Genomic DNA, 20,348 nt, shown 5'->3' on the forward strand with positions numbered 1-20,348 from the left:
TGAATAGTGAGTAGTGAATAGTGAGTAGTGAATAGTGAATAGTGAGTAGTAGCGGGGTGAGCAGCAAATTGCCTATGACTATTGACCATTAACCATTGACTATTGACCATTAACCATTGACTATTAACTATTGACCTTTAACCAATGACTATTGACCATTGACCTTTAACTATTGACCATTAACCATTGACTATTAACTATTGACCTTTAACCAATGACTATTGACCATTGACCTTTAACTATTGACCATTAACCATTGACTTAGCACTAATTTTACCTAAGTTTGCGTTAAATGAAACACCTTAAAAGCTTAAATAAGTATTTCCTGAAGTATAAGTGGCGCATCCTTCCGGGGATTATCTTCGTAATCATCTCGAATATTTTTGGTGTTATTCCTGCCCAAGTAGTTGGTTATGCATTTGATATGATAACCGAGAACATCCAAATCTTTAGCCTTTTTAATGGCTTTGAACGCCAAGAGATTGTTTATAACATATTCAGCAATTGCTTGCTGTATTTTGGTTGTTTAATTATTGCCATTTATTTGCTCCGTGGTTTGTTCCTCTTTTTTATGCGTCAAACCATCATTTTAATGTCGAGACATATCGAATTCGATATGAAAAACGACATTTATCAGCACTACCAACGATTGAGTTTAGGTTTTTACAGACGCAACAATACCGGCGATTTGATGAACCGTGCTACCGAAGATGTAAATCGCGTACGCATGTACGTTGGACCGGCCATTATGTATACGGTGAACACCTTTATGCTTTCCATGCTCATTATATGGTCTATGTTTGACGTGAATTCCAAACTGGCCATTTATTGCCTGCTTCCTCTCCCCTTTTTAGTGATTATCATTTATTATGTAAATCGATTAATTTTTAAAAAAAGCGGTCAAATACAAGAGCAACTCTCCGAATTATCAAGTTTTGTACAGGAGCGCTTTTCGGGTATTCGCATTATAAAATCGTATGTACGCGAAGAATATACCCGGAACCGTTTTGAAGATAAAAGCAATGCGTATAAAAACGAATCGATGGGTTTAGTACGGGTTTCTGCCCTATTTTACCCTACCATGTTGCTTTTGATTGGTTTAAGCACCATCTTAACCATCTACATTGGCGGCGTTCAGGTAATGAACGGGAGCATCACACCAGGAAACATTGCTGAGTTTATTATTTACATCACCCAGTTAACCTTTCCCGTAACCATGTTGGGTTGGGTAACCTCGCTCATTCAACGGGCAGCAGCCTCACAAAAACGGATTAATGAATTTTTAGATATTCCATCCGATATTGTTTCAAAAAACACCGCAGAACGTCACTTACACGGTAATTTCCGGTTTAACAATGTTAATTTTACGTATCCCGATACCGGAATCCAGGCCTTAAAAAACATCAGCTTTGAAATCAAAAATGGCGAATTTGTGGCCATCATCGGAAAAACAGGCTCAGGTAAATCCACTTTAGCGAACTTACTCATGCGCATGTACGACGTAGAAAGTGGAACTATCTTCGTAGACAATGAGCCTTTGCAAAGCTTAAACCTCAAAAATTACCGGAATCAAATTGGTTTTGTTCCGCAAGAAGTTTTTCTCTTTTCGGATACCATTAAAAACAATATTGCTTTTGGTTTAGATGAAGTTAGCGATGAAGAAGTACAAAATGCAGCGAAAAATGCTTCTGTTTACCAGAATATCATCCATTTTGAACAAGGCTTTGAAACCATGCTTGGTGAACGCGGAATAACCCTATCTGGGGGACAAAAACAGCGCGTTTCAATTGCCAGAGCGCTGATAAAATCACCTAGCGTTTTAATTTTCGATGATTGTCTTTCTGCCGTTGATACCAAAACAGAAGAAGAAATTCTGCAAAATTTGAGCAAAATAATGCGCGATAAAACCTGTATTTTAATTGCTCATCGAATTTCAACAATTAAGAATGCGGATAAAATACTGGTGATGGATGATGGAAAAATCGTAGAAATGGGCAACCATGAACAACTTTTAGCATTAAACGGAGCGTATAAAGAGCTTTATTTGAATCAATTACTAGAAGAAGAGACTAAAAGTAGTTAATTTATGTAAATTGTATTTTGAACTTTAAATATTTGCTTTATATTTACCGAAACCAAAAACCAACATCATTACCAACCATGGGAGAATTCGACAATAAAGAGAGAGAAGAAGTTTTTTCAAAGAAAATAAGAGCAGGTAAAAGAACTTATTTTTTCGATGTTAAAGCGACACGTTCGGGTGATTATTATTTAACTGTTACCGAGAGCAAAAAAAGATTAGAGGACGGCGTATTTGTAAAACATAAAATATTCCTTTACAAAGAAGATTTTGAAAAATTTACTGAAGGCTTGACCGAAACTGTCGAATACATCAAAACGCACCAAGAAGTGGTTGAAAAACGCTACGAATACTCTGAAAATGGCGAACATGGTTTAAAATCAAACGATGATTATTCATTTTAATTAAAGATTATACAATATTACATGAAAGCCTTTGCTACTTGCCAAGGCTTTTTTTGTTTTTAGGAAATTGCTAAACTCTGTTGGAATTGCTAAATTGTTGATTGAGCAAGGGCTATAAAACAAATTAAGCCGTCTTAATACTTATTACCTATAACTTACAACATTTTTTAACCGCAGAGGCCACTAAATCACAGAGAACGCAAAGTTTGGCAGGGCACCATCCTATTACCAATTTACTATTCACCACTTTACTACTTACCATCGACCATTTTCCCTTATTTTATAGTAGATTTAACAGCAATCAACTCTCAAAAAAAAATGAAAAAGTATTTTTCGCTCGTTTTCCTATCCTTTGCATTACTCATTGTTCAAGCGCAAGAAAAAACAGATAAAAAGCTGCAAAACAAATTAAATGAATTGGTGAAAGGATTTAATGGTGATGTGGGTATTTATGTTAAAAATCTAAAAACCGGCAAATCAGCTTCTATTCAAGCCGATACTATTTTCCCCACGGCAAGTATGATTAAGGTTCCCATCACCTGTGGTATTTTTAATAAAGTTGAGGCAGGTGAATTGGACTATCACAGCACGTTGGTCTACCGAGATAGCTTGTTGTATGCTGGTGAAGATATCTTAGGATCTTTTAAGGATCATGAAAAGATTGCACTCAGTAAAGTATTGATGTTAATGATTACAACGAGCGACAATACCGCAAGTTTGTGGAGTCAATATTTAGCGGGTACTGGCACAGCCATTAACAGCTTAATGGAAAAAAATGGTCTTCAGCATACGCGTGTTAATTCCCGCACACCAGGTCGACGTTTGGATTGGCAAAAATATGGCTGGGGTCAAACCACTCCAAAAGAAATGGCGACCCTTTTGACCCTTATTCGCGATGGTAAAATGATTAATGCTGCAGCTTCCGAACGAATATACCGTAATCTCATCCGCATTTATTGGGATTCAGAGGCTTTGTCACAGATCCCTCCTACAATTCAAGTGGCGTCTAAATCGGGTGCGGTTGATGCCGCCCGCTCAGAAGTTTTATTGGTTAATGCGCCACATGGTGATTATGTTTTTTGTATCACCACCAAAAACTTAAAAGATACCTCTTGGACCTACAGCAATGAAGCTTGGACCTTAATCCGGAATCTTAGCAAACTACTTTGGAACTATTATGAACCAAAATACAACTGGAAACAGCCCGATGGCATGCAAAAATACCTGAAATAGTTACGCAACCTGCATTGTTGCTCCAGCAAGAAATATTAACAAGATATAGACTACAATAATCACAATTGTTAACACCCCCAAAAAAGTGAACAACGATTTCAAATTGCGCATGGCGATGTTTAAATTTTCCTGATCACCAAATAAAACAGCATGTTTTCCTCTATTGGCCACTCTAAATAACAACAAGCTTGGATAAAAATATAACAAACCCAAGGCTAAATAGATAAACGTCACAATAACTGAACCCGCTGAACCTAAGAACCCTAACTGTGTGCTCATTTGAGGATTTCCAGAAATCAATGCGCCAATACCGAAAGAGCCTATAATTAAGAATGCAGAAAATACAAAACCCACCACAGCCAAAAATCTAGCCCACTTCGTTATATCGTAAATATAACTGCGCATCTCTTCTGTTACAATTAATTTTACTTCTTGCGATCTTTCTTCTGAATATTCTTCCATGATGATTTTGTTAATTTTGGCTAAACTTAGAGAAAATATCCGTTCGATACAAGTACAAAGGTTTAAATAAAGGTTTTAAAAATGTATCTTTGCGGCCTGAAAGATGAAATCGTAAATCGTAAAATCAATATTATATAAATGGCATTACAATGTGGTATAGTTGGCTTACCTAATGTGGGAAAATCGACTCTTTTTAACTGTTTATCGAATGCAAAAGCCCAAGCGGCAAACTTCCCGTTTTGTACAATAGAACCAAATGTGGGGGTAATTACCGTACCGGATGACCGATTAACGAAGCTTGCTGAATTGGTTAAACCCCAAAAAGTTCAACCCAATACCATTGAAATTGTTGATATTGCTGGTTTGGTTAAAGGCGCTTCGAAAGGCGAAGGTTTAGGTAACCAATTTTTAGGCAATATTCGTGCAACCAATGCGATTATTCACGTTCTACGTTGCTTTGATGACGGTAATGTAATCCACGTAGATGGTTCGGTTGACCCTATTCGCGATAGAGAAATTATTGATACTGAATTACAGCTGAAAGATTTGGATACCGTAGATAAACGTATTCAGAAGGTTGAAAAAATGGCGAAGACCGGAGGTGATAAAGATGCCAAACGTACGTATGAGATTTTATCGGTTGTGAAAACGCATTTAGAGAGTGGTAAATCAGTTCGTACAGCTCCTTTATCGACGGAAGATTTCGATTTTATTTTAGACTTAGGCTTATTGACTCAAAAACCGGTGATGTATGTATGCAACGTAGACGAAGCTTCTGTTGTAACCGGCAATAAATACGTGGATTTGGTTCGTGCCAATGTAGCGGATGAAAATGCTGAGGTTTTGGTTATTTCTGCTAAAATTGAATCGGAAATTGCTGAATTAGAAAGCTATGAAGAGCGTCAAGAATTTTTAGCCGATTTAGGTTTAACAGAATCGGGTGTAAACAAATTAATTCGCGCTGCATACAAATTATTAAACTTGTATACCTATTTTACCGCAGGTGTTCAGGAAGTAAGAGCATGGACCATTACAAAAGGTTTCACTGCGCCTCAAGCGGCTGGTGTTATCCATACCGATTTTGAAAAAGGTTTTATCCGTGCAGAAGTTATTAAATACACTGATTTCGTAACCTTAGGTTCGGAAAATGCGTGTAAGGAAGCTGGTAAGTTAGGTGTCGAAGGAAAAACCTATGTGGTTGAAGATGGCGACATTATGCACTTTAGATTTAATGTATAAAAAACGAAACACTGTTTTTCATATAAAAGCTATCCTATTGGGGTAGCTTTTTTTTTGATTCCACTGTGTGGGATGCATTCCGGGTTGACGGGCGTACTTCGGTTCATGATTGCTATTTTGAACGTTTGTTTTACTAGCATGTTTTATTCTGGCAATTGCTCGGCTAGCCCCCATGCTAGGACCGGCCTAGGATGTTTATCCCGAGTATTCGGGATTGGACGAAGAAAGCAGTAAGAAGCTTTGCAGATACATTCAAATTTTTACTGTTCAAGAGAATTTGCAGCCGAGCGAAGGAATTGAGCGAAGCCAAGGCCTCAAATTATCGCCATCGAGCTTCTGCTAGCTTTATTCAACAACAGATCCAAGCCTTGACTTTTTCGTTCTTTTTTGTCAAGAAAAAAGAACTAAGCCCGCCGGCTATGAGGCGATAATTGATTTTTCTTTAAGAAATTGTTTTGCTAAGCGCGCAATGACGAGGGTGTTTAAGAAATTTTCTTTATTCGGTGCTAGGTGTTTGCCAACCCTCTTTCCTTTACTTGCCTCTTGCCGGCAGGGCATTTACTTTTGTGGGCCAAAAGTAACCAAAAGCCTTTGTCGGTCCGGCTAGGCAGCTTGGCGCGCAAGGCCATTCCTCAAAACAAAAACAACATCGCGCGGTTTTGTGGGAATTTTTTTTGTAACCAAGATTTAATTATTGCCACAAAACTGAATTGAACAATGCTCGGTTGTACAGATTTGAATGTTGTTGCAACTGTTTTTGTTTTCTCCCGCTGCTGGGGGTGCATCCCGAGCATTCGGGACCGACGGGCGTTCTTCGGTTAATACCTGAAATTTTGAACGGTTGTTTTACTAGCATGTTTATTCTGGCTATTGCTCGGCTAGCCCCCATGCTAGGACCGGCCTAGGTGTTTATCCCGAGTATTCGGGATTGGACGAAGAAAGCAGTAAGAAGCTGTGCAGAAACGTTCAAATTCTTACTGTTCAAGAGAATTTGCAGCCGCGCGAAGGAATAGAGCCAAGCCAAGGCCTCAAATTATCGCCATCGAGCTTCTGCTAGCTTTATTCAACAACAGATCCAAGCCTTGACTTTTTCGTTCTTTTTTGTCAAGAAAAAAGAACTAAGCCCGCCGGCTATGAGGCGATAAAATTTTGTGGGGATTGGTTTTGTAACCAAGATTAATTATACCACAAAACTGAATAGAACAATACTCGGTAGTACAAACTCGAATGTTTCTGCTACTGTTTTTGTTTTCTCCCGCTGCTGGGGGTGCATCCCGAGCATTCGGGATCGACGGGCGTTCTTCGGTTCATGATTGCTATTTTGAACGGTTGTTTTACTAGCATGTTTTATCCTGGCAATTGCTCGGCTAGCCCCCATGCTAAAAAGCAAACGCGCCGTTGTTATTTAAATAGTATGAGCGTGAATAAAAAAGCTTTACTAATTGTTACAACAAAACTCCTTTTAAAATCAACATAGCGACCGAAAAATAGATTAATATACCCGTTACATCGACCATTGTTGCTACAAAAGGTGCGGATGAAGTAGCTGGATCAAGCTTTAAGCGCTTCATAATAATCGGCATCATAGAACCGATTAAACTTCCCCACAGCACAATGCCTAGCAAAGTGAAAAAGATGGTAAGTGCTATTAAAAACCAATGTTCGCCATAATTATAAAAATGGAGATTTTGCCAAAGCACAATTCTCAACATACCAATACTTCCTAAAATTAAGCCTAACAGTAGTCCGGAGATAATTTCTCTCCGCATGACACGCCACCAGCCTGAAATAGTTACTTCACCCAGCGCCATGGCCTGAATTATTAAGGTAGAGGCCTGAGACCCACTGTTTCCTCCACTACTCATAATTAAAGGAATAAACAAGGATAACACAATAGCCTTTTGCAAATCGACCTCAAAATGCTGCATCGCAGTTGCGGTTAACATTTCGCCTAAAAACAGGATAATCAACCAACTTGCACGCTTTTTTACAAGCTTCAGGATTGGCATATCCAAATAAGGTTCGTCAAGTGCTTCGGTACCTCCAATTTTATGAATATCTTCCGTATACTCTTCGTTCGCAATCCACAAAATATCATCAACGGTTACAATACCAACTAGCAAATTGTGATCATCTACCACGGGTAAGGCTACCCGGTTATTCATACGGAATGTATTAATCGCGTCTTCTTGTGGGGCATTCGCATTTAAGGCAATGTAACGGTTGTCGGTCAGCTCACCAATAATAGCCTCGGGATCGGCTAATAAAATTTCGCGAATACGGATATCATCTAATAAAACACCTTCTTTATCGATAACATATACTACATCAATGGTTTCAGAATTTTTCCCATAACGCCTAATATGTGCCAGCACACGGCTAACGGTCCAATCCGGCTTAACAGCAACGTAATCTGGAGTCATTAAGCGTCCGATACTGTCTTCTTTATAGCCCAAAAGGGATAACGATTCTTTTCGCTCTTCAGGAGGTAAAAGTGCAATCATTTTAGTTACGACTTCTCCTTTCAATTCCGAAAACAATGCCGTGCGATCGTCGGGAGGTAAATCTTTTATAATTTGATTGAGCTTATTACCGGAAAGTTTCTGAATAATCCGTTCCTGAGTAGGGAAATCAAGGATACGAAAAACATTTACAGCACGATTTAGTGAAATGGTTTCGATAAATTTTGCGGCATGTTGCGGAAATTCATCTATTAGTTGTTCAACGTCGGAAATATTAAGCGTATCTAAATAACGCTTTAATGCTCTATCGTTGTCCTTTTCAAGTAATTCTTGAACTTCTTCTACAACCAACTCTTCCATAACAAAATCAAATTTTACATGCTTGAATCCTTCATTTAACGGTTGCAAAATTGCGTTTTTATTTTCATAAAAGCCAAATTTCACGCGCCCTAGTTTTAGATATTTGACACATTTATTAAATGGAAGGTTTTGGGGTTCATAATTGTAGTTTTGCACCTCCAGACTTTCAAACTACATTTATTTTCAGGCTCTATTATCACCGACCTTTCGGACTTCCAGACTCTTTCCCTAGCTTGCCTCTTGTCGGCAGGGCATTTACTTTTGTAGGCCAAAAGTAACCAAAAGCCTTTGTCGATCCGGCTAGGCAGCTTTGCCAGCAAAGCCATTCATCAAAACAAAAACAGCATCGCGCGGTTTTGTGGGAGATTGGTTTTGTAACCAAGATTTAATCATCACCACAAAACTGAATTGAACAATGCTCGGTTGTACAGATTTGAATGTTGCTGCAACTGTTTTTGTTTTCTCCCGCTGCTGGGGGTGCATCCCGAGCATTCGGGATCGACGGGCGTACTTCGGTTAATACCTGTCATTTTGAACGTTTGTTTTACTAGCATGTTTTATTCTGGCAATTGCTCGGTTAGCCCCCATGCTAGGACCGGCCTAGGAGGTGTTGGACGAAGAAAGCAGTAAGAAGCTTTGCAGAAACGTTCAAATTCTTACTGTTCAAGAGAATTTGCAGCCGAGCGAAGGAATAGAGCGAAGCCAAGGCCTCAAATTATCGCCATCGAGCTTCTGCTAGCTTTATTCAACAACAGATCCAAGCCTTGACTTTTTCGTTCTTTTTTGTCAAGAAAAAAGAACTAAGCCCGCCGGCTATGAGGCGATAAAAGATTTCTATTTATGAGATTGCTTACTAAGCGCGCAATGACGAGGGTGTTTAAGAAATTTTCTTTATTCGGTGCTAGGTGTTTGCCAACCCTCTTTCCCTTTCCTGCCTCTTTTGCCGGCAGGGCATTTACTTTTGTGGGCCAAAAGTAACCAAAAGCCTTTGTCGATCCGGCTAGGCAGCTTTGCCCGCAAGGCCATTACACAAAACAAAAACAATCTCGCTGGTTTTGTGGCGATTGGTTCTGTAACCAATATTAATTTTAGCCACAAAACTGAATAGAACAAGGCTCGGTGGTGGGTATTCGAATGTTTCAGCAGCTGTTTTTGTTTTCTCCCGCTGCTGGGGGTGCATCCCGAGCATTCGGGATCGACGGGCGTACTTCGGTTAGTGCATGCTATTTTGAACGTTTGTTTTACTAGCATATTTATTTTGGCAATTGCTCGGCTAGCCCCCATGCTAGGACCGGCCTAGGAGGTGTTGGACGAAGAAAGCAGCGAGAAGCTGTGCAGAAACGTTCAAATTCTTACTGTTCAAGAGAATTTGCAGCCGAGCGGAAGGAATAGAGCGAAGCCAAGGCCTCAAATTATCGCCATCAAGCTTCTGCTAGCTTTATTCAACAACAGATCCTAGCCTTGACTTTTTCGTTCTTTTTTGTCAAGAAAAAAGAACTAAGCCCGCCGGCTATGAGGCGATAAAAGATTTTTCTTTAAGAGATTCCTGCGCTCAAGGATGACAAAGCATAATTGCTGCGCTACGCACGCAACCATGAAAACGATTTAAAAAACTTCATTGTTCGATACGCGAAAATGAACAACGTACGCGCCTACATTCCAAAATGCGCTACAAGAAATCCTGAAAAACAAAAAAGGCAGTCCAAATGAACTGCCTTCTTCTATTATATGATTCGCTTGTAATTAAAGATTTTTACATGCTTCAATTAATAACGCTTTATTTGCTTGTGGGCTCTTATCTCCTAAGAAATCATTTTCACCAACAGTAGTTGAGTTATCTGCTTGTGTGATTGTTCTATTCAAAACTTCTTTGCTTGAATTACGCCATGACGTTCTGAAATCGTATGCACTTCCGATTTTCAATACAGTTGTTTTGATTGAACCATTTTCAGCAGTACCTAAGTACGTATATTGTGAAGCAGGTGCACCAGCTGGTTTGTAAAACAAATCAAAGTTTGGAACGAGAATCGTACCCGATCCTGGACATCTTACGTTTAACAATAAAGTAATGTTCTGAACAGGAACTCCTGGATCACGTAACGTAATCGTAATATTTGCACCTGCACATGGATCGTTGATAATTCCTTCTGCTACAACAACAGGAGTTGCTGCAGTGGTTGAAATTTTATAACGAACAACCAATGGAGGTAAACCTTGATAAACATCCGTAGTGTTATTACCGATTGAAACAATTTTCTCTACAATTGTTTTTCCATCTACACCAATCAACTCAATTTTAAATGGTTGAGTTCCTACACCTAACCAAGAAGCTGAATACGTAATTTTAGGATCCTGACAAGTTGGAGGTACTACAATCGCATCACCTACAATAAATACGGTTAAGTGATTGGTAGAAAAACTTACTGAAGGTTTACCTTGGCCGTCTAAAACAACGGTACCGTTTGATTCAAATTTAAATTGTCCGGTTGAAGTTTGGTAACTATAAATACCTAAAACATCACCTGCTGCAATTGGTTTACCGGTAGCCTGTGGTTTAAATGTAGGATCTAATTGTACTGCTACATTAATTGGCGTAGTGAAGTTACGTACTGCTACCCCACCAACATACATGTTAATCTCTGTAAAACCAGCTGGTAAGAAGAACATTTCTCCAGTTGAACCAGAAGGACCAACCACGTTTGTTGATGATAATTGACCACCTGGGAATAATGCTAAAGCAGCAGGATCACTAGGATCAAAGTTAACGGCTTGAGCTGTTACGGTACCACCTGTTAATGTATTGCCTGCTGCATCTTTAAATTGCGTACCTGCAGGAACGGTAATACTCGTAGTTGTTGCCACGGTGCTTGATGTAGGCGTACTAAATGAAACCGCTGTTGTAATGGCACCATTTGCAGCTAACGGAATTTCCTGAGAAACCACTGTTGCAGCTGGTGAAGGAACCATCGTTTTTAACAAGGTAACATAAATAATCTGACTAAACTGATTTTCTACAATCGAAACTGGAATGTTTTTATCATCATAACCAGGTGCCTTAATTAAAACATTGAACATCACTGGTTTGTTAGCTGTTGGAATTCCCTTTGGCGTTACCCCTAAAGTAGCTACGCCAGCAGGTGCATAAATGGTTTTCGTTCCCGAAAAATCGTAAATGCTCGCTGCATCTGTTCCGGTTGCAGTTACAGAAATATTACTTGGTAAAGTTGCACCATTGGCATCTTTTAACACGAGTGTTGCTTTATACTTGATGACATCTGCATCAAATAATACATTAATATCATACGATGGGTTCTTACAACTGTTCAAAAGAACGGTTGCAAGCAGTATGAAACTAAATATTTTATAGATTTTTTTCATTTTGATAAGGGATTTAGATTAAAGACCAAAGTTAAAATTAATTTGTACTACCGGCATGAAACGGTAAAATGACATATTCTCTTGCAATTGCTGTTGATTGCTTGTATTAGCGGCCAAGTAGTTTGTACCTACTAAGGTAACTTCTGGTTCGCCCATGTAATACATACCTACTGCAAAACCTACGTTAAACTTGTTACGTGGAAATACATTCTCAAAACCAAATCCAGCATAAGGCGCTACTTTGTTCCATTTAATGGTTCCTTGTAACTGACCTAATTCTGCACTTGTGATTGGAATATCTCCGTACATGTATGTTCCTCTGTACGTTACAACAGCTTCACCTTTTGCTTGCCAAAAATAACCAGCACCACCTGTTACCACTACTTTACGCGATAACGATTTCTCGTTTAAAAACGGATGCCAATCGAACAATAAATGTGCATTTCCAAAAGCAACTTTAAAATCTAAGTCTGTTGGCTGACTGTTTACGCTAAAAACTGTTTGACCATCAAATGGCATAATACTCGCACCACCACGAATAGCGAATTTCGGTGTCCAAGCATATTTTACATCCATTCCTAAACCCTGGGTAGAAATATGGGCACTTAAAACAACTTTGCTTCTATCGGCACTTTCTGCTGCGCCTTGCGAAGGCTTTGCTCCTTCTTCCTGTGCTTTTAGATTTGCGCTAAACAAAAAGAAACTGCAGATAAAAAGTATAGTAAACTTCTCTTTCATAATCATTAATTAATGGGGTTTGTGTATTATATTATTTAATATTTTCAACTAATAAGCATTTTTGTGTCCGGCAATTACTTGCCAAACGGTTAAAAAAGCGATTTTAAAATCTAATAAAAGCGACCAATTTTCTAAATACCAAATATCGGCTTCTACGCGTGCTTCCATTAAGCCATCTTCTCTGGTTTCTCCACGAAAACCGCTTACTTGTGCCCATCCTGTAATACCTGGCAACAAGAAATGACGTACCATGAATTGATCTATTATTTTAGAATATTCTTGTGTATGCTGTAACATGTGTGGACGTGGCCCAATTACCGACATATCGCCAACCAGTACATTAAAAAATTGTGGCAATTCATCAATACTGGTTTTACGCATAAAAGCGCCCAATTTGGTAATGCGCGAATCGTTCTTCTGTGCTTGTAACTTATCCGAATCAGAATTCACACGCATACTTCTAAATTTCAAACAGTAAAAAGGTTTATTATCCTTCCCTGAACGAAGCTGCTTAAAGAAAACGGGGCCTTTTGATTCTAGTTTAATGAGAATCGCCAATAAAGGAAGCAACCAACTCATCACAAAAACAATCACCAACAACGAGAACACAATATCAAAAATTCGTTTAAAAATTTTATTGGAAATATTTTCTAAAGGCTCTTCTCTCGGACTCAAAACAGGTAAATGCCCTAACATTTTCACACTAACCGTTTTTTTGAAATAATTTTTCACATCCGGCACCAGTTTAAAACGAATCATCTCTTTATCCGCCAAACGCATCAGGCGTTCAATATGGTCTTGTGCACCTTCTGGTAAAGCACAATAGATTTCGCTGATGTTGTGTTTTTTAACATAGTTCACACAATCATTCACAGAACCTAAACGCGTAACGCCTTCTTTTCTTAAATCTTCCCGATCATCAAAGAAACCTACGATTTGATAGCCCAACGTTTTTTGACGGTCAATCAGCTTGGCTAAACTTAAACCAACCGGCCCCGCTCCTACGATTACGACTTTGGTGTATTCAATTAAATTAGCGCGTTGATTTCTTCTTAATAACAAGAAAACAATCTTACCCATGAAGAATACAGGTGTAAAAATTGCCAAGGTATATAAGATTGTTCCATCCGCTGTGCGAAAATCCGGAACAAAATAAATCAATAAATTTAAAAGCAATGAGAAAAACAATACACTTAAAAAGGATTGTTTGATGGTTGGTATAGAATCTTTAGCAAAAAGATCTTGATAAAGCTTGGTATTTTGCGTAACATAGAACCAAATAAAATTAACCAAAAGTACATGCGGCAAATTTACTTTATTAATCCATATCGCATGAACGCCCCAGTGCTTGATAGCACTCACCAAATAACCAGAGGCATTTAATAAAGATAAATCAATGATTGTTGCTAAGCCCTTGTAATAAGACCCATACTTATCAGTCAACGAGGTTGATATCTGACCAGGATTTGTAGTTCGATCCTCTGAACGAGTGAACTCTTTTGAGAGATTCCAAAGATAATCGGCAGCCATGATGATTTTTATATAGGGTGATTATTTACTAAAAAAAATACTTTTAACAAATATTTACTACAAAAATAATAAAAAACTGTATCTATTTATATACTTATTTCTAAGTATTTTAAAATAATTATACAATTCGCATGAAAAACAATTTTTTTTGCCTTATTTACGCGACACAAAACCTAAGCAAAAATCTAAATCGACCCTATTTTTAGTGTATTTTAAAAAAATCAGCGCAAAAATTTAACAAAAAATTAAAAAAAACATAACATCCAACATAGCAATACCTTATAAAAAGGAATACAAATTATAAATACAAATAATAGCTATTCATCTCAACTTAAATCGACCAAAACATAATTACTAATTTATATTACAAAACATACACCTTATGTTGTGTACCACGATAAATAAGCCCCTAATCGGAAGACTTTTATAGTTTTCTTCAGGGTTATTCGCATATGAAATAGTAGAGTTGTATGTTAGGGATTTCAATTTAGTTTACGCTTGTATTATTTGCTTTTACCAGGTTTCTTTTCTAGCAATTTAACAGCTTTTTCGCCAGCCAGACTTTTCGGACTATACATACTTCCGAAGTACCTTTTTATACCTCCAGAAATCCCCCCCTTGACATTACGACTTTCGGACCTCTGACTTTTCAGACTTTTACCCCCTTCTTTCCCTTGCTTGCCTCTTGCCGGCAGGGCATTTACTTTTGAAGGCCAAAAGTAACCAAAAGCCTTTGTCAATCCGGCTAGGCAGCTTTGCCCGCAAGGCCATTACACAAAACAAAAACAGTCTCGCTAGGTTTTGTGGGGAATGGTTTTGTAACCAATAGTAATTGTAGCCACAAAACTGAATAGAACAATGCTCGGTAGTACACATTCGAATGTTGCTGCAGCTGTTTTTGTTTTCTTCCGCTGCTTGGGATTGACGGGCGTACTTCGGTTAAGAACTGCTATTTTGAAGGTTTGTTTTACCGGCATATCGCTCAAAAATTTTTATGTCATCGGTGACATACAACGCATCTCTAATATTCGGTGCTCGGTTAGCCCCCATGCTAGGAGCGGCCTAGGAGGTGTTGGACGAAGAAAGCAGCGAGAAGCTTTGCAGAAACGTTCAAGTTCTTACTGTTCAAGAGAATTTGCAGCCGAGCGGAAGGAATAGAGCGAAGCCAAGGCCTCAAATTATCGCCATCAAGCTTCTGCTAGCTTTATTCAACAACAGATCCAAGCCTTGACTTTTTCGTTCTTTTTTGTCAAGAAAAAAGAACTAAGCCCGCCGGCTATGAGGCGCTAAAGGATTTCTCTTCATGAGATTGCTTGCTAAGCGCGCAATGACGAGGGGTGTTTATGAAATTTTCAGTAAATGATGCTAGATTGCCTCGCACTCTTTCCCTTGCTTGCCTCTTGCCGGCAGGGCATTTACTTTTGTGGGCCAAAAGTAACCAAAAGCCTTTGTCGATCCGGCTAGGCAGCTTGGCGCGCAAAGCCATTACACAAAACAAAAACAGTCTCGCTGGTTTTGTGGGAGATTGGTTTTGTAACCAATATTTAATTATTGCCACAAAACTAAATTGAACAATGCTCGGTAGTACAAACTCGAATGTTTCTGCTACTGTTTTTGTTTTTTTCCGCTGCTTGGGACCGACGGGCGTACTTCGGTTAAGAACTGCTATTTTGAAGGTTTGTTTTACCGGCATATCGCTCAAAAATTTTTATGTCATCGGTGGCATACAACGCATCTCTAATATTCGGTGCTCGGCTAGCCCCCATGCTAGGAGCGGCCTAGGAGGTGTTGGACGAAGAAAGCAGCGAGAAGCTTTGCAGAAACGTTCAAGTTCTTACTATTCAAGAGAATTTGCAGCCGAGCGAAGGAATGGAGCGAAGCCAAGGCCTCAAATTATCGCCATCGAGCTTCTGCTAGCTTTATTCAACAACAGATCCAAGCCTTGATTGTTTGGTTACTTTATTATCAAGAAAAAAGAACTAAGCCCGCCGGCTATGAGGCGCTAAAGGATTTCTCTTCATGAGATTGCTTGCTAAGCGCGCAATAACGGCTGGTCGAATCATCATTGCAAAGCTAGACTGTGCGAGATGAAGCAATCTCAAAAAATTAACCTTCCGTGTTTTTTGTGTTTCCGTGGCAAACAAATTGAACTTTCCGCCCTGAGATTGCTTTTTCTACTTCCTGACTACCTTTTTGTACCTCTGAAGAGCAATTTAGTCTCCCGAAGTACTTTTAAATACCTTTAAAGGCAGTTTATGAATATTAGAACTATTCTTCAGGAGTGTTACTCACACCTTTTCCTCTACCAGGAAAACGCTGTTTTAAATCATCATACATGGCTTGTGTACCGGGAATATTGGAACGGCTTGCTCCTTTTAATGAATGATAAATAACTAAAGAAGCTTCATACGCCTCTGCTCCAGCTACCATCCCAGTACCTTCTATACCACGATATAATGTGCTTAATTGTTGATAAATAGTATACACATCTGAAGAAAGCTTATAATCTTTTCTGGCTTCTACCAAATCAACGTACTTAGGAACCATGGAAGGGTTTTAAGCAGCATACTCAAGCGTTTTAGCTACGAATGCTAGGGTTTTATCGCCCATCTTTAACATTCCTTTTCGGTCTTCAGCAGTTAAATTTATAACCAAAAGTGGTTTTAATAGTGTGTTTAATTGTTCAAATGCAGCGGTAATAGCCGCCATCTCTTCTGTGGTGATTTCTAAGGAAATCTTGTTACTTAAACTCATCTGTAAATGGTTTTATAGGTTAAACATAAATAAATTTCTCAAGGGCTATTCAAAACAAAAGCATACACAGTTATGCACCGCTTAAAATTTGCTGAATAAATTGGATGATTTACGAGATGAGCTTAATCAACAATTTCCTTTTAATTAAGGCGATTAAGAATAGAGATGTCCGTATTGAAGTCGTGAATTTATAAAAAAGCGCGTAAAAAACTAAATTATTGCTGAAAATATTTTCTTCAAAGCAATAGCCAATTACAATACTTTTCTGTAGTGTAGTGTTTCAACTACACAATTATTGAAATTTTAAATAGTACAATCAATTACTGAGAAGTAGGTATTTTATCAAAATCCTCTTATTTCTTATCAACGATGTATCTCTTGATGTTAGCAGTGTTGTTCGTAATGACATCATTTTCATTAAAGGAAACACAATGAATTTCTTGTGCGCCATAGCGATCGCGATCATAGGTAACATACAAAGTTCCATCCGCTGCCTCTGTTAAATCGGGGTAAGAAACACCTTCTCTAGAATCAATCATCATACTGTATTTCCAGGTTTTAGCCTCGTCATCCGATAAGAAAATCTTTAGGTTATTGCGCGAGGTACTATTATTAATAATAAGTGCAATACGACCGGAGGTTAGACGATTTAGAAAAAATCGAGAGGCAGTGGTTGCGCCCAATTGCGTAAATTTTTGAGGATTTGACCACAATTGAGTTTTATTTGCTTTCGCTGAATAAATACCATCAGTAGTTCTCATCATCGCAATAAAAGAACTATCTGCTAATTGAATAATTGAATGTTCATCAAACGTACGAATACTTGCCTGTATATTAATAGCACTTATTTTCTTAAAATTAACAGCTTTTTTAAACACTTCGTTACTCGTAGATTGATAAACTGATGTCCCAAACGACTGCCCCCAAAATGCCACTGGATAATATGTGATGTTTTTGTCAAAAGAAAGGGAAGGTTTATTCATCATGACTCCATCACTTAGCCATCGAGGTGTAGTCGTAGTTATCCTATCCTCAACATAATCAATTTTCGAATACCAAACCCCACCTTTTCCATCCCATTTTGAATCCTTACATTTTGACCAAGAGAGAAAAACATTACCAAACTTATCTTTCCACAATACTGGATCAAAAAAACGAACATTTGATTTCGTAGGGTTTACGATAAGTGCATTTTTAGTCCAAGTGAGGCCTTTATTTTTACTAACAGACAATGTCAAATAATTCCCGGGTTCCTCATCGGGTCCACCAGTATACCATACCAAAAATAAAACTCCTCCCTCTGATATTTGTATAGAGGGAATTCCTTGCCAAGATCTAGCCGTAAACTTGGTGATTCCTGTTTGGTTTACTAACAACTCTCCTTCTAAGTCCACTATAGCGCTACCAATATCGTCTGGTTCAGGATCAAAACTTATCATTTTTATCGAATCTCCTTTAATAGAATCTCCCTTTGTTATAACATCAATGGCAGGCTTGGCCAGAGCAATCTCTTCTTCAATTTTACTTTTTTTCTTACAACTCAAAAATATCATAAGCAGAAAAAAACCAATCAAATAGTTACTAAACCTCATAAATATCAATGCGTTAGGGATTCAAAATTTTTCTAAAATAACAAAAAAATTGATTAGATGAATTATTTAGTTGACAAAAAACAAAAAAATTGAATATGAATTAAAAACACCATACTAAAAGTCGAACCATTGCATGTTGAAAACCCGCCCCCTTTAAACTAATTATGTTATTTTAGTGAGTGGTTATTCATATTTACTTATGTTTAGGTAATTAGAAAAAAAATAATAAAACACGTTTCTAAGCCGTTATATTTGCATTGTAATCTCCCTAATTTTAGTCCGATACATGTATTTTAAGAACAAAAGCATTCATTTTTCGATTCTAATAAGCTTTTTAGTTGTATTTATTAATTTTTTTAATGCAAATGCGCAATACAGCAACCAAATAAAGGCAGAAATTGAAGGACAAGCAACCGGAACCACCAACGGAGTTGTTCCTTTTTGGATGCGTTCCAATCAATATGGATCTGTCCCCCTATCCGGCGCTTCCGCAAGTGCAATTGGCCGTATAAAAAAAGGCTTCTACAACTCAGTAGACGACAGCTTAAACAACCACAAGTTTTTTTGGAATTTTGGCTTAGAAGGCCGGGTAAATGGTGGAAATAAAATAAACGGCCAACTCATTGAAGCCGATGTGAAACTGAGATACGCCATGTTTCAATTACAAGGGGGACGCTCGAAAGATGTAATGGGACTAAACGGCGATACCACCTTATCGAGTGGGAACTTTGCTATTTCTGGAAATACATTGGGTGTACCTAAAGTTGAATTGTCTATACCCAATTATTGGCGGATCCCTATTTTCGATGGTTTATTTTCAGTAAAAGGAACCTTTTCCCACGGCTGGTTGGGAAAAATGCCTATTGTAAGTACCATTGCTAGCTTAGACAATAAAGAAACATATTATATGGGCAATACTAATCCCATCACCTATTTTCATCAAAAGTCATTTTATGCACGCTTGGGCAAGGAAGATTGGAGTCTGCAATTATACGGAGGTTTTAACCATCAAGTATTTTGGGGTAGCGAACCTGAAACCTTTGGAGAAAATTTTGAATTAACACCCTTTCAAACCTTTTGGTATGTTGTTCAAGGGAAATCATACGGAAATACGGGTGTACCCACATCTAAAATTGGTAATCAAAATGGCTCCATTGATTTTGGCTTGGAATACGATTTTGAAAGCTATCGCATGCTGTTGTATCAACAATTTTTTTACGATGTGGGGGCTTTATCGAAACTCGCCAATGCAGCAGATGGTTTAACTGGCATTATGGTTGAGAATAAAAATTTCAACAATCAAACAAATTCCTTTAAATGGAAGAAATATTTAGTTGAATTTTTTCATTCAAAAAACCAAGCGGGTTATCCTTGGTCTACGCCAACCAAATCAGGAGACGAAGATTATTACAACAACTTTTTTTATACTCATGGCTGGACCTATAATGACGTAAGTTTAGGGAACCCGCTTATAACCGAACATTACAATGCAAAGCCCGGACAAGCTAGAAGGAGCAGAGATTTCTTCATCAACAATCGCGTATTAGCCTTCCATTTTGGTGCTAATTTCGAATGGAAAATCATTGACTTTATCACGAAACTCTCCCTTTCTAAAAATTTTGGAACCTTTGCTACCAGCGAGTATGGTAGTTCAACAGGAGTTATAAGAAATCCAGAAACCAGCAATCTTTTCGTTCCGGTTTATCAATCGAGCTTTTACCTCAAAGCGAGTAAAAAACTTCCGCGTGACCTTGCCGTTGGAGCGGCATTGGCTTTCGATGCGGGTAGTTTATTAAACGATTCTTTTGGTTTAAACTTTAGTGTAAAGAGAACATTTTAAACTGTTTTAGAGAGTGGTTACATTCTGAACAGCGAGGCTGTCTTGGTCAGTTAGGGAAAGAATTAAGCCATGTGTAAAAGATTTTCCCCTCGTACTTCCTCGCAATTGACCACTTTTTTAAACTTACAATGTCGTTTCAAACGGGCGTCATTGCAAACGGAGAGATTGGGATATAGCTAGGAGTGAAGCAATCTATCATAAAAAATATACTATCAAAAAACTGCTTGAAAGATTGCCACGTCGTGCCTCCTCGCAATGACGATTTTTTTAAAAAAT

At 38.2% G+C, this 20,348-nt stretch carries 14 protein-coding genes; 5 read left to right on the forward strand and 9 right to left on the reverse strand.

Going from position 1 to position 20,348, the window contains the following annotated elements; translation table 11 throughout:
- The first annotated feature begins 292 nt into the window (after positions 1 to 292).
- The 3 genes from ACJVDK_RS07735 to ACJVDK_RS07745 all read left to right on the forward strand — a co-directional run bounded on the left by ACJVDK_RS07735 (position 293) and on the right by ACJVDK_RS07745 (position 3,717).
- The gene (locus tag ACJVDK_RS07735) at positions 293 to 2,083 is read left to right on the forward strand and encodes an ABC transporter ATP-binding protein (protein ID WP_443939705.1); all 1,791 of its coding nucleotides are present in this window, start codon (positions 293 to 295) and stop codon (positions 2,081 to 2,083) included.
- Between the two features lie 77 nt (positions 2,084 to 2,160).
- On the forward strand, positions 2,161 to 2,484 hold the full coding sequence (locus ACJVDK_RS07740) for a DUF3276 family protein (RefSeq protein ID WP_443939706.1): 324 nt from the start codon (positions 2,161 to 2,163) through the stop codon (positions 2,482 to 2,484).
- A gap of 318 nt (positions 2,485 to 2,802) precedes the next feature.
- On the forward strand, positions 2,803 to 3,717 hold the full coding sequence (locus ACJVDK_RS07745) for a serine hydrolase (protein ID WP_443939707.1): 915 nt from the start codon (positions 2,803 to 2,805) through the stop codon (positions 3,715 to 3,717).
- Here the strand turns inward: ACJVDK_RS07745 and ACJVDK_RS07750 are convergent, their stop codons facing one another.
- Entirely contained in the window at positions 3,718 to 4,179 is a 462-nt protein-coding gene (locus ACJVDK_RS07750) for a DUF5362 family protein (RefSeq protein WP_443939708.1), read from the reverse strand.
- A gap of 138 nt (positions 4,180 to 4,317) precedes the next feature.
- Between ACJVDK_RS07750 and ychF the strand changes: the two genes are divergently transcribed.
- Positions 4,318 to 5,418, forward strand: coding sequence for a redox-regulated ATPase YchF (gene ychF / locus ACJVDK_RS07755; protein ID WP_443939709.1), 1,101 nt, complete (start codon positions 4,318 to 4,320; stop codon positions 5,416 to 5,418).
- A 1,445-nt stretch (positions 5,419 to 6,863) separates the two neighbouring features.
- Here ychF and mgtE read toward each other — a convergent pair.
- From mgtE to ACJVDK_RS07795, 8 genes are all read right to left on the reverse strand, one after another.
- On the reverse strand, positions 6,864 to 8,240 hold the full coding sequence (gene mgtE / locus ACJVDK_RS07760) for a magnesium transporter (RefSeq protein WP_443940038.1): 1,377 nt from the start codon (positions 8,238 to 8,240) through the stop codon (positions 6,864 to 6,866).
- Positions 8,241 to 9,983: 1,743 nt separating this feature from the next.
- Positions 9,984 to 11,618: a hypothetical protein gene (locus ACJVDK_RS07765; RefSeq protein ID WP_443939710.1), complete on the reverse strand. Its 1,635-nt coding sequence runs from the start codon at positions 11,616 to 11,618 to the stop codon at positions 9,984 to 9,986.
- An 18-nt stretch (positions 11,619 to 11,636) separates the two neighbouring features.
- Complete coding sequence (locus ACJVDK_RS07770) at positions 11,637 to 12,356, reverse strand: hypothetical protein (RefSeq protein WP_443939711.1); 720 nt, start codon at positions 12,354 to 12,356, stop codon at positions 11,637 to 11,639.
- 48 nt (positions 12,357 to 12,404) lie between these two features.
- Positions 12,405 to 13,886, reverse strand: a complete 1,482-nt coding sequence (locus ACJVDK_RS07775) for an undecaprenyl-phosphate glucose phosphotransferase (protein WP_443939712.1) — start codon at positions 13,884 to 13,886, stop codon at positions 12,405 to 12,407.
- A gap of 1,276 nt (positions 13,887 to 15,162) precedes the next feature.
- Positions 15,163 to 15,579, reverse strand: a complete 417-nt coding sequence (locus tag ACJVDK_RS07780; protein WP_443939713.1) for a hypothetical protein — start codon at positions 15,577 to 15,579, stop codon at positions 15,163 to 15,165.
- A gap of 575 nt (positions 15,580 to 16,154) precedes the next feature.
- Complete coding sequence (locus tag ACJVDK_RS07785) at positions 16,155 to 16,433, reverse strand: hypothetical protein (RefSeq protein WP_443939714.1); 279 nt, start codon at positions 16,431 to 16,433, stop codon at positions 16,155 to 16,157.
- A gap of 9 nt (positions 16,434 to 16,442) precedes the next feature.
- Entirely contained in the window at positions 16,443 to 16,640 is a 198-nt protein-coding gene (locus ACJVDK_RS07790) for a hypothetical protein (RefSeq protein WP_443939715.1), read from the reverse strand.
- A 353-nt stretch (positions 16,641 to 16,993) separates the two neighbouring features.
- On the reverse strand, positions 16,994 to 18,184 hold the full coding sequence (locus ACJVDK_RS07795; protein ID WP_443939716.1) for a sialidase family protein: 1,191 nt from the start codon (positions 18,182 to 18,184) through the stop codon (positions 16,994 to 16,996).
- A 334-nt stretch (positions 18,185 to 18,518) separates the two neighbouring features.
- Between ACJVDK_RS07795 and ACJVDK_RS07800 the strand changes: the two genes are divergently transcribed.
- Positions 18,519 to 20,072: a capsule assembly Wzi family protein gene (locus ACJVDK_RS07800; protein ID WP_443939717.1), complete on the forward strand. Its 1,554-nt coding sequence runs from the start codon at positions 18,519 to 18,521 to the stop codon at positions 20,070 to 20,072.
- The last annotated feature ends 276 nt before the right edge of the window (positions 20,073 to 20,348 follow it).

The organism is Pedobacter paludisoli, from assembly GCF_052344095.1.
Taxonomy (GTDB): Bacteria; Bacteroidota; Bacteroidia; order Sphingobacteriales; family Sphingobacteriaceae; genus Pedobacter.

Bases quoted from the DNA above. Each gene is read 5' to 3' on its own strand.
- ACJVDK_RS07735 (WP_443939705.1), top strand. From the start codon at position 293: ATGAAACACCTTAAAAGCTTAAATAAGTATTTCCTGAAGTATAAGTGG.
- ACJVDK_RS07740 (WP_443939706.1), top strand. From the start codon at position 2,161: ATGGGAGAATTCGACAATAAAGAGAGAGAAGAAGTTTTTTCAAAGAAA.
- ACJVDK_RS07745 (WP_443939707.1), top strand. From the start codon at position 2,803: ATGAAAAAGTATTTTTCGCTCGTTTTCCTATCCTTTGCATTACTCATT.
- ACJVDK_RS07750 (WP_443939708.1), bottom strand. From the start codon at position 4,179: ATGGAAGAATATTCAGAAGAAAGATCGCAAGAAGTAAAATTAATTGTA.
- ychF (WP_443939709.1), top strand. From the start codon at position 4,318: ATGGCATTACAATGTGGTATAGTTGGCTTACCTAATGTGGGAAAATCG.
- mgtE (WP_443940038.1), bottom strand. From the start codon at position 8,240: ATGGAAGAGTTGGTTGTAGAAGAAGTTCAAGAATTACTTGAAAAGGAC.
- ACJVDK_RS07765 (WP_443939710.1), bottom strand. From the start codon at position 11,618: ATGAAAAAAATCTATAAAATATTTAGTTTCATACTGCTTGCAACCGTT.
- ACJVDK_RS07770 (WP_443939711.1), bottom strand. From the start codon at position 12,356: ATGAAAGAGAAGTTTACTATACTTTTTATCTGCAGTTTCTTTTTGTTT.
- ACJVDK_RS07775 (WP_443939712.1), bottom strand. From the start codon at position 13,886: ATGGCTGCCGATTATCTTTGGAATCTCTCAAAAGAGTTCACTCGTTCA.
- ACJVDK_RS07780 (WP_443939713.1), bottom strand. From the start codon at position 15,579: ATGCCGGTAAAACAAACCTTCAAAATAGCAGTTCTTAACCGAAGTACG.
- ACJVDK_RS07785 (WP_443939714.1), bottom strand. From the start codon at position 16,433: ATGGTTCCTAAGTACGTTGATTTGGTAGAAGCCAGAAAAGATTATAAG.
- ACJVDK_RS07790 (WP_443939715.1), bottom strand. From the start codon at position 16,640: ATGAGTTTAAGTAACAAGATTTCCTTAGAAATCACCACAGAAGAGATG.
- ACJVDK_RS07800 (WP_443939717.1), top strand. From the start codon at position 18,519: ATGTATTTTAAGAACAAAAGCATTCATTTTTCGATTCTAATAAGCTTT.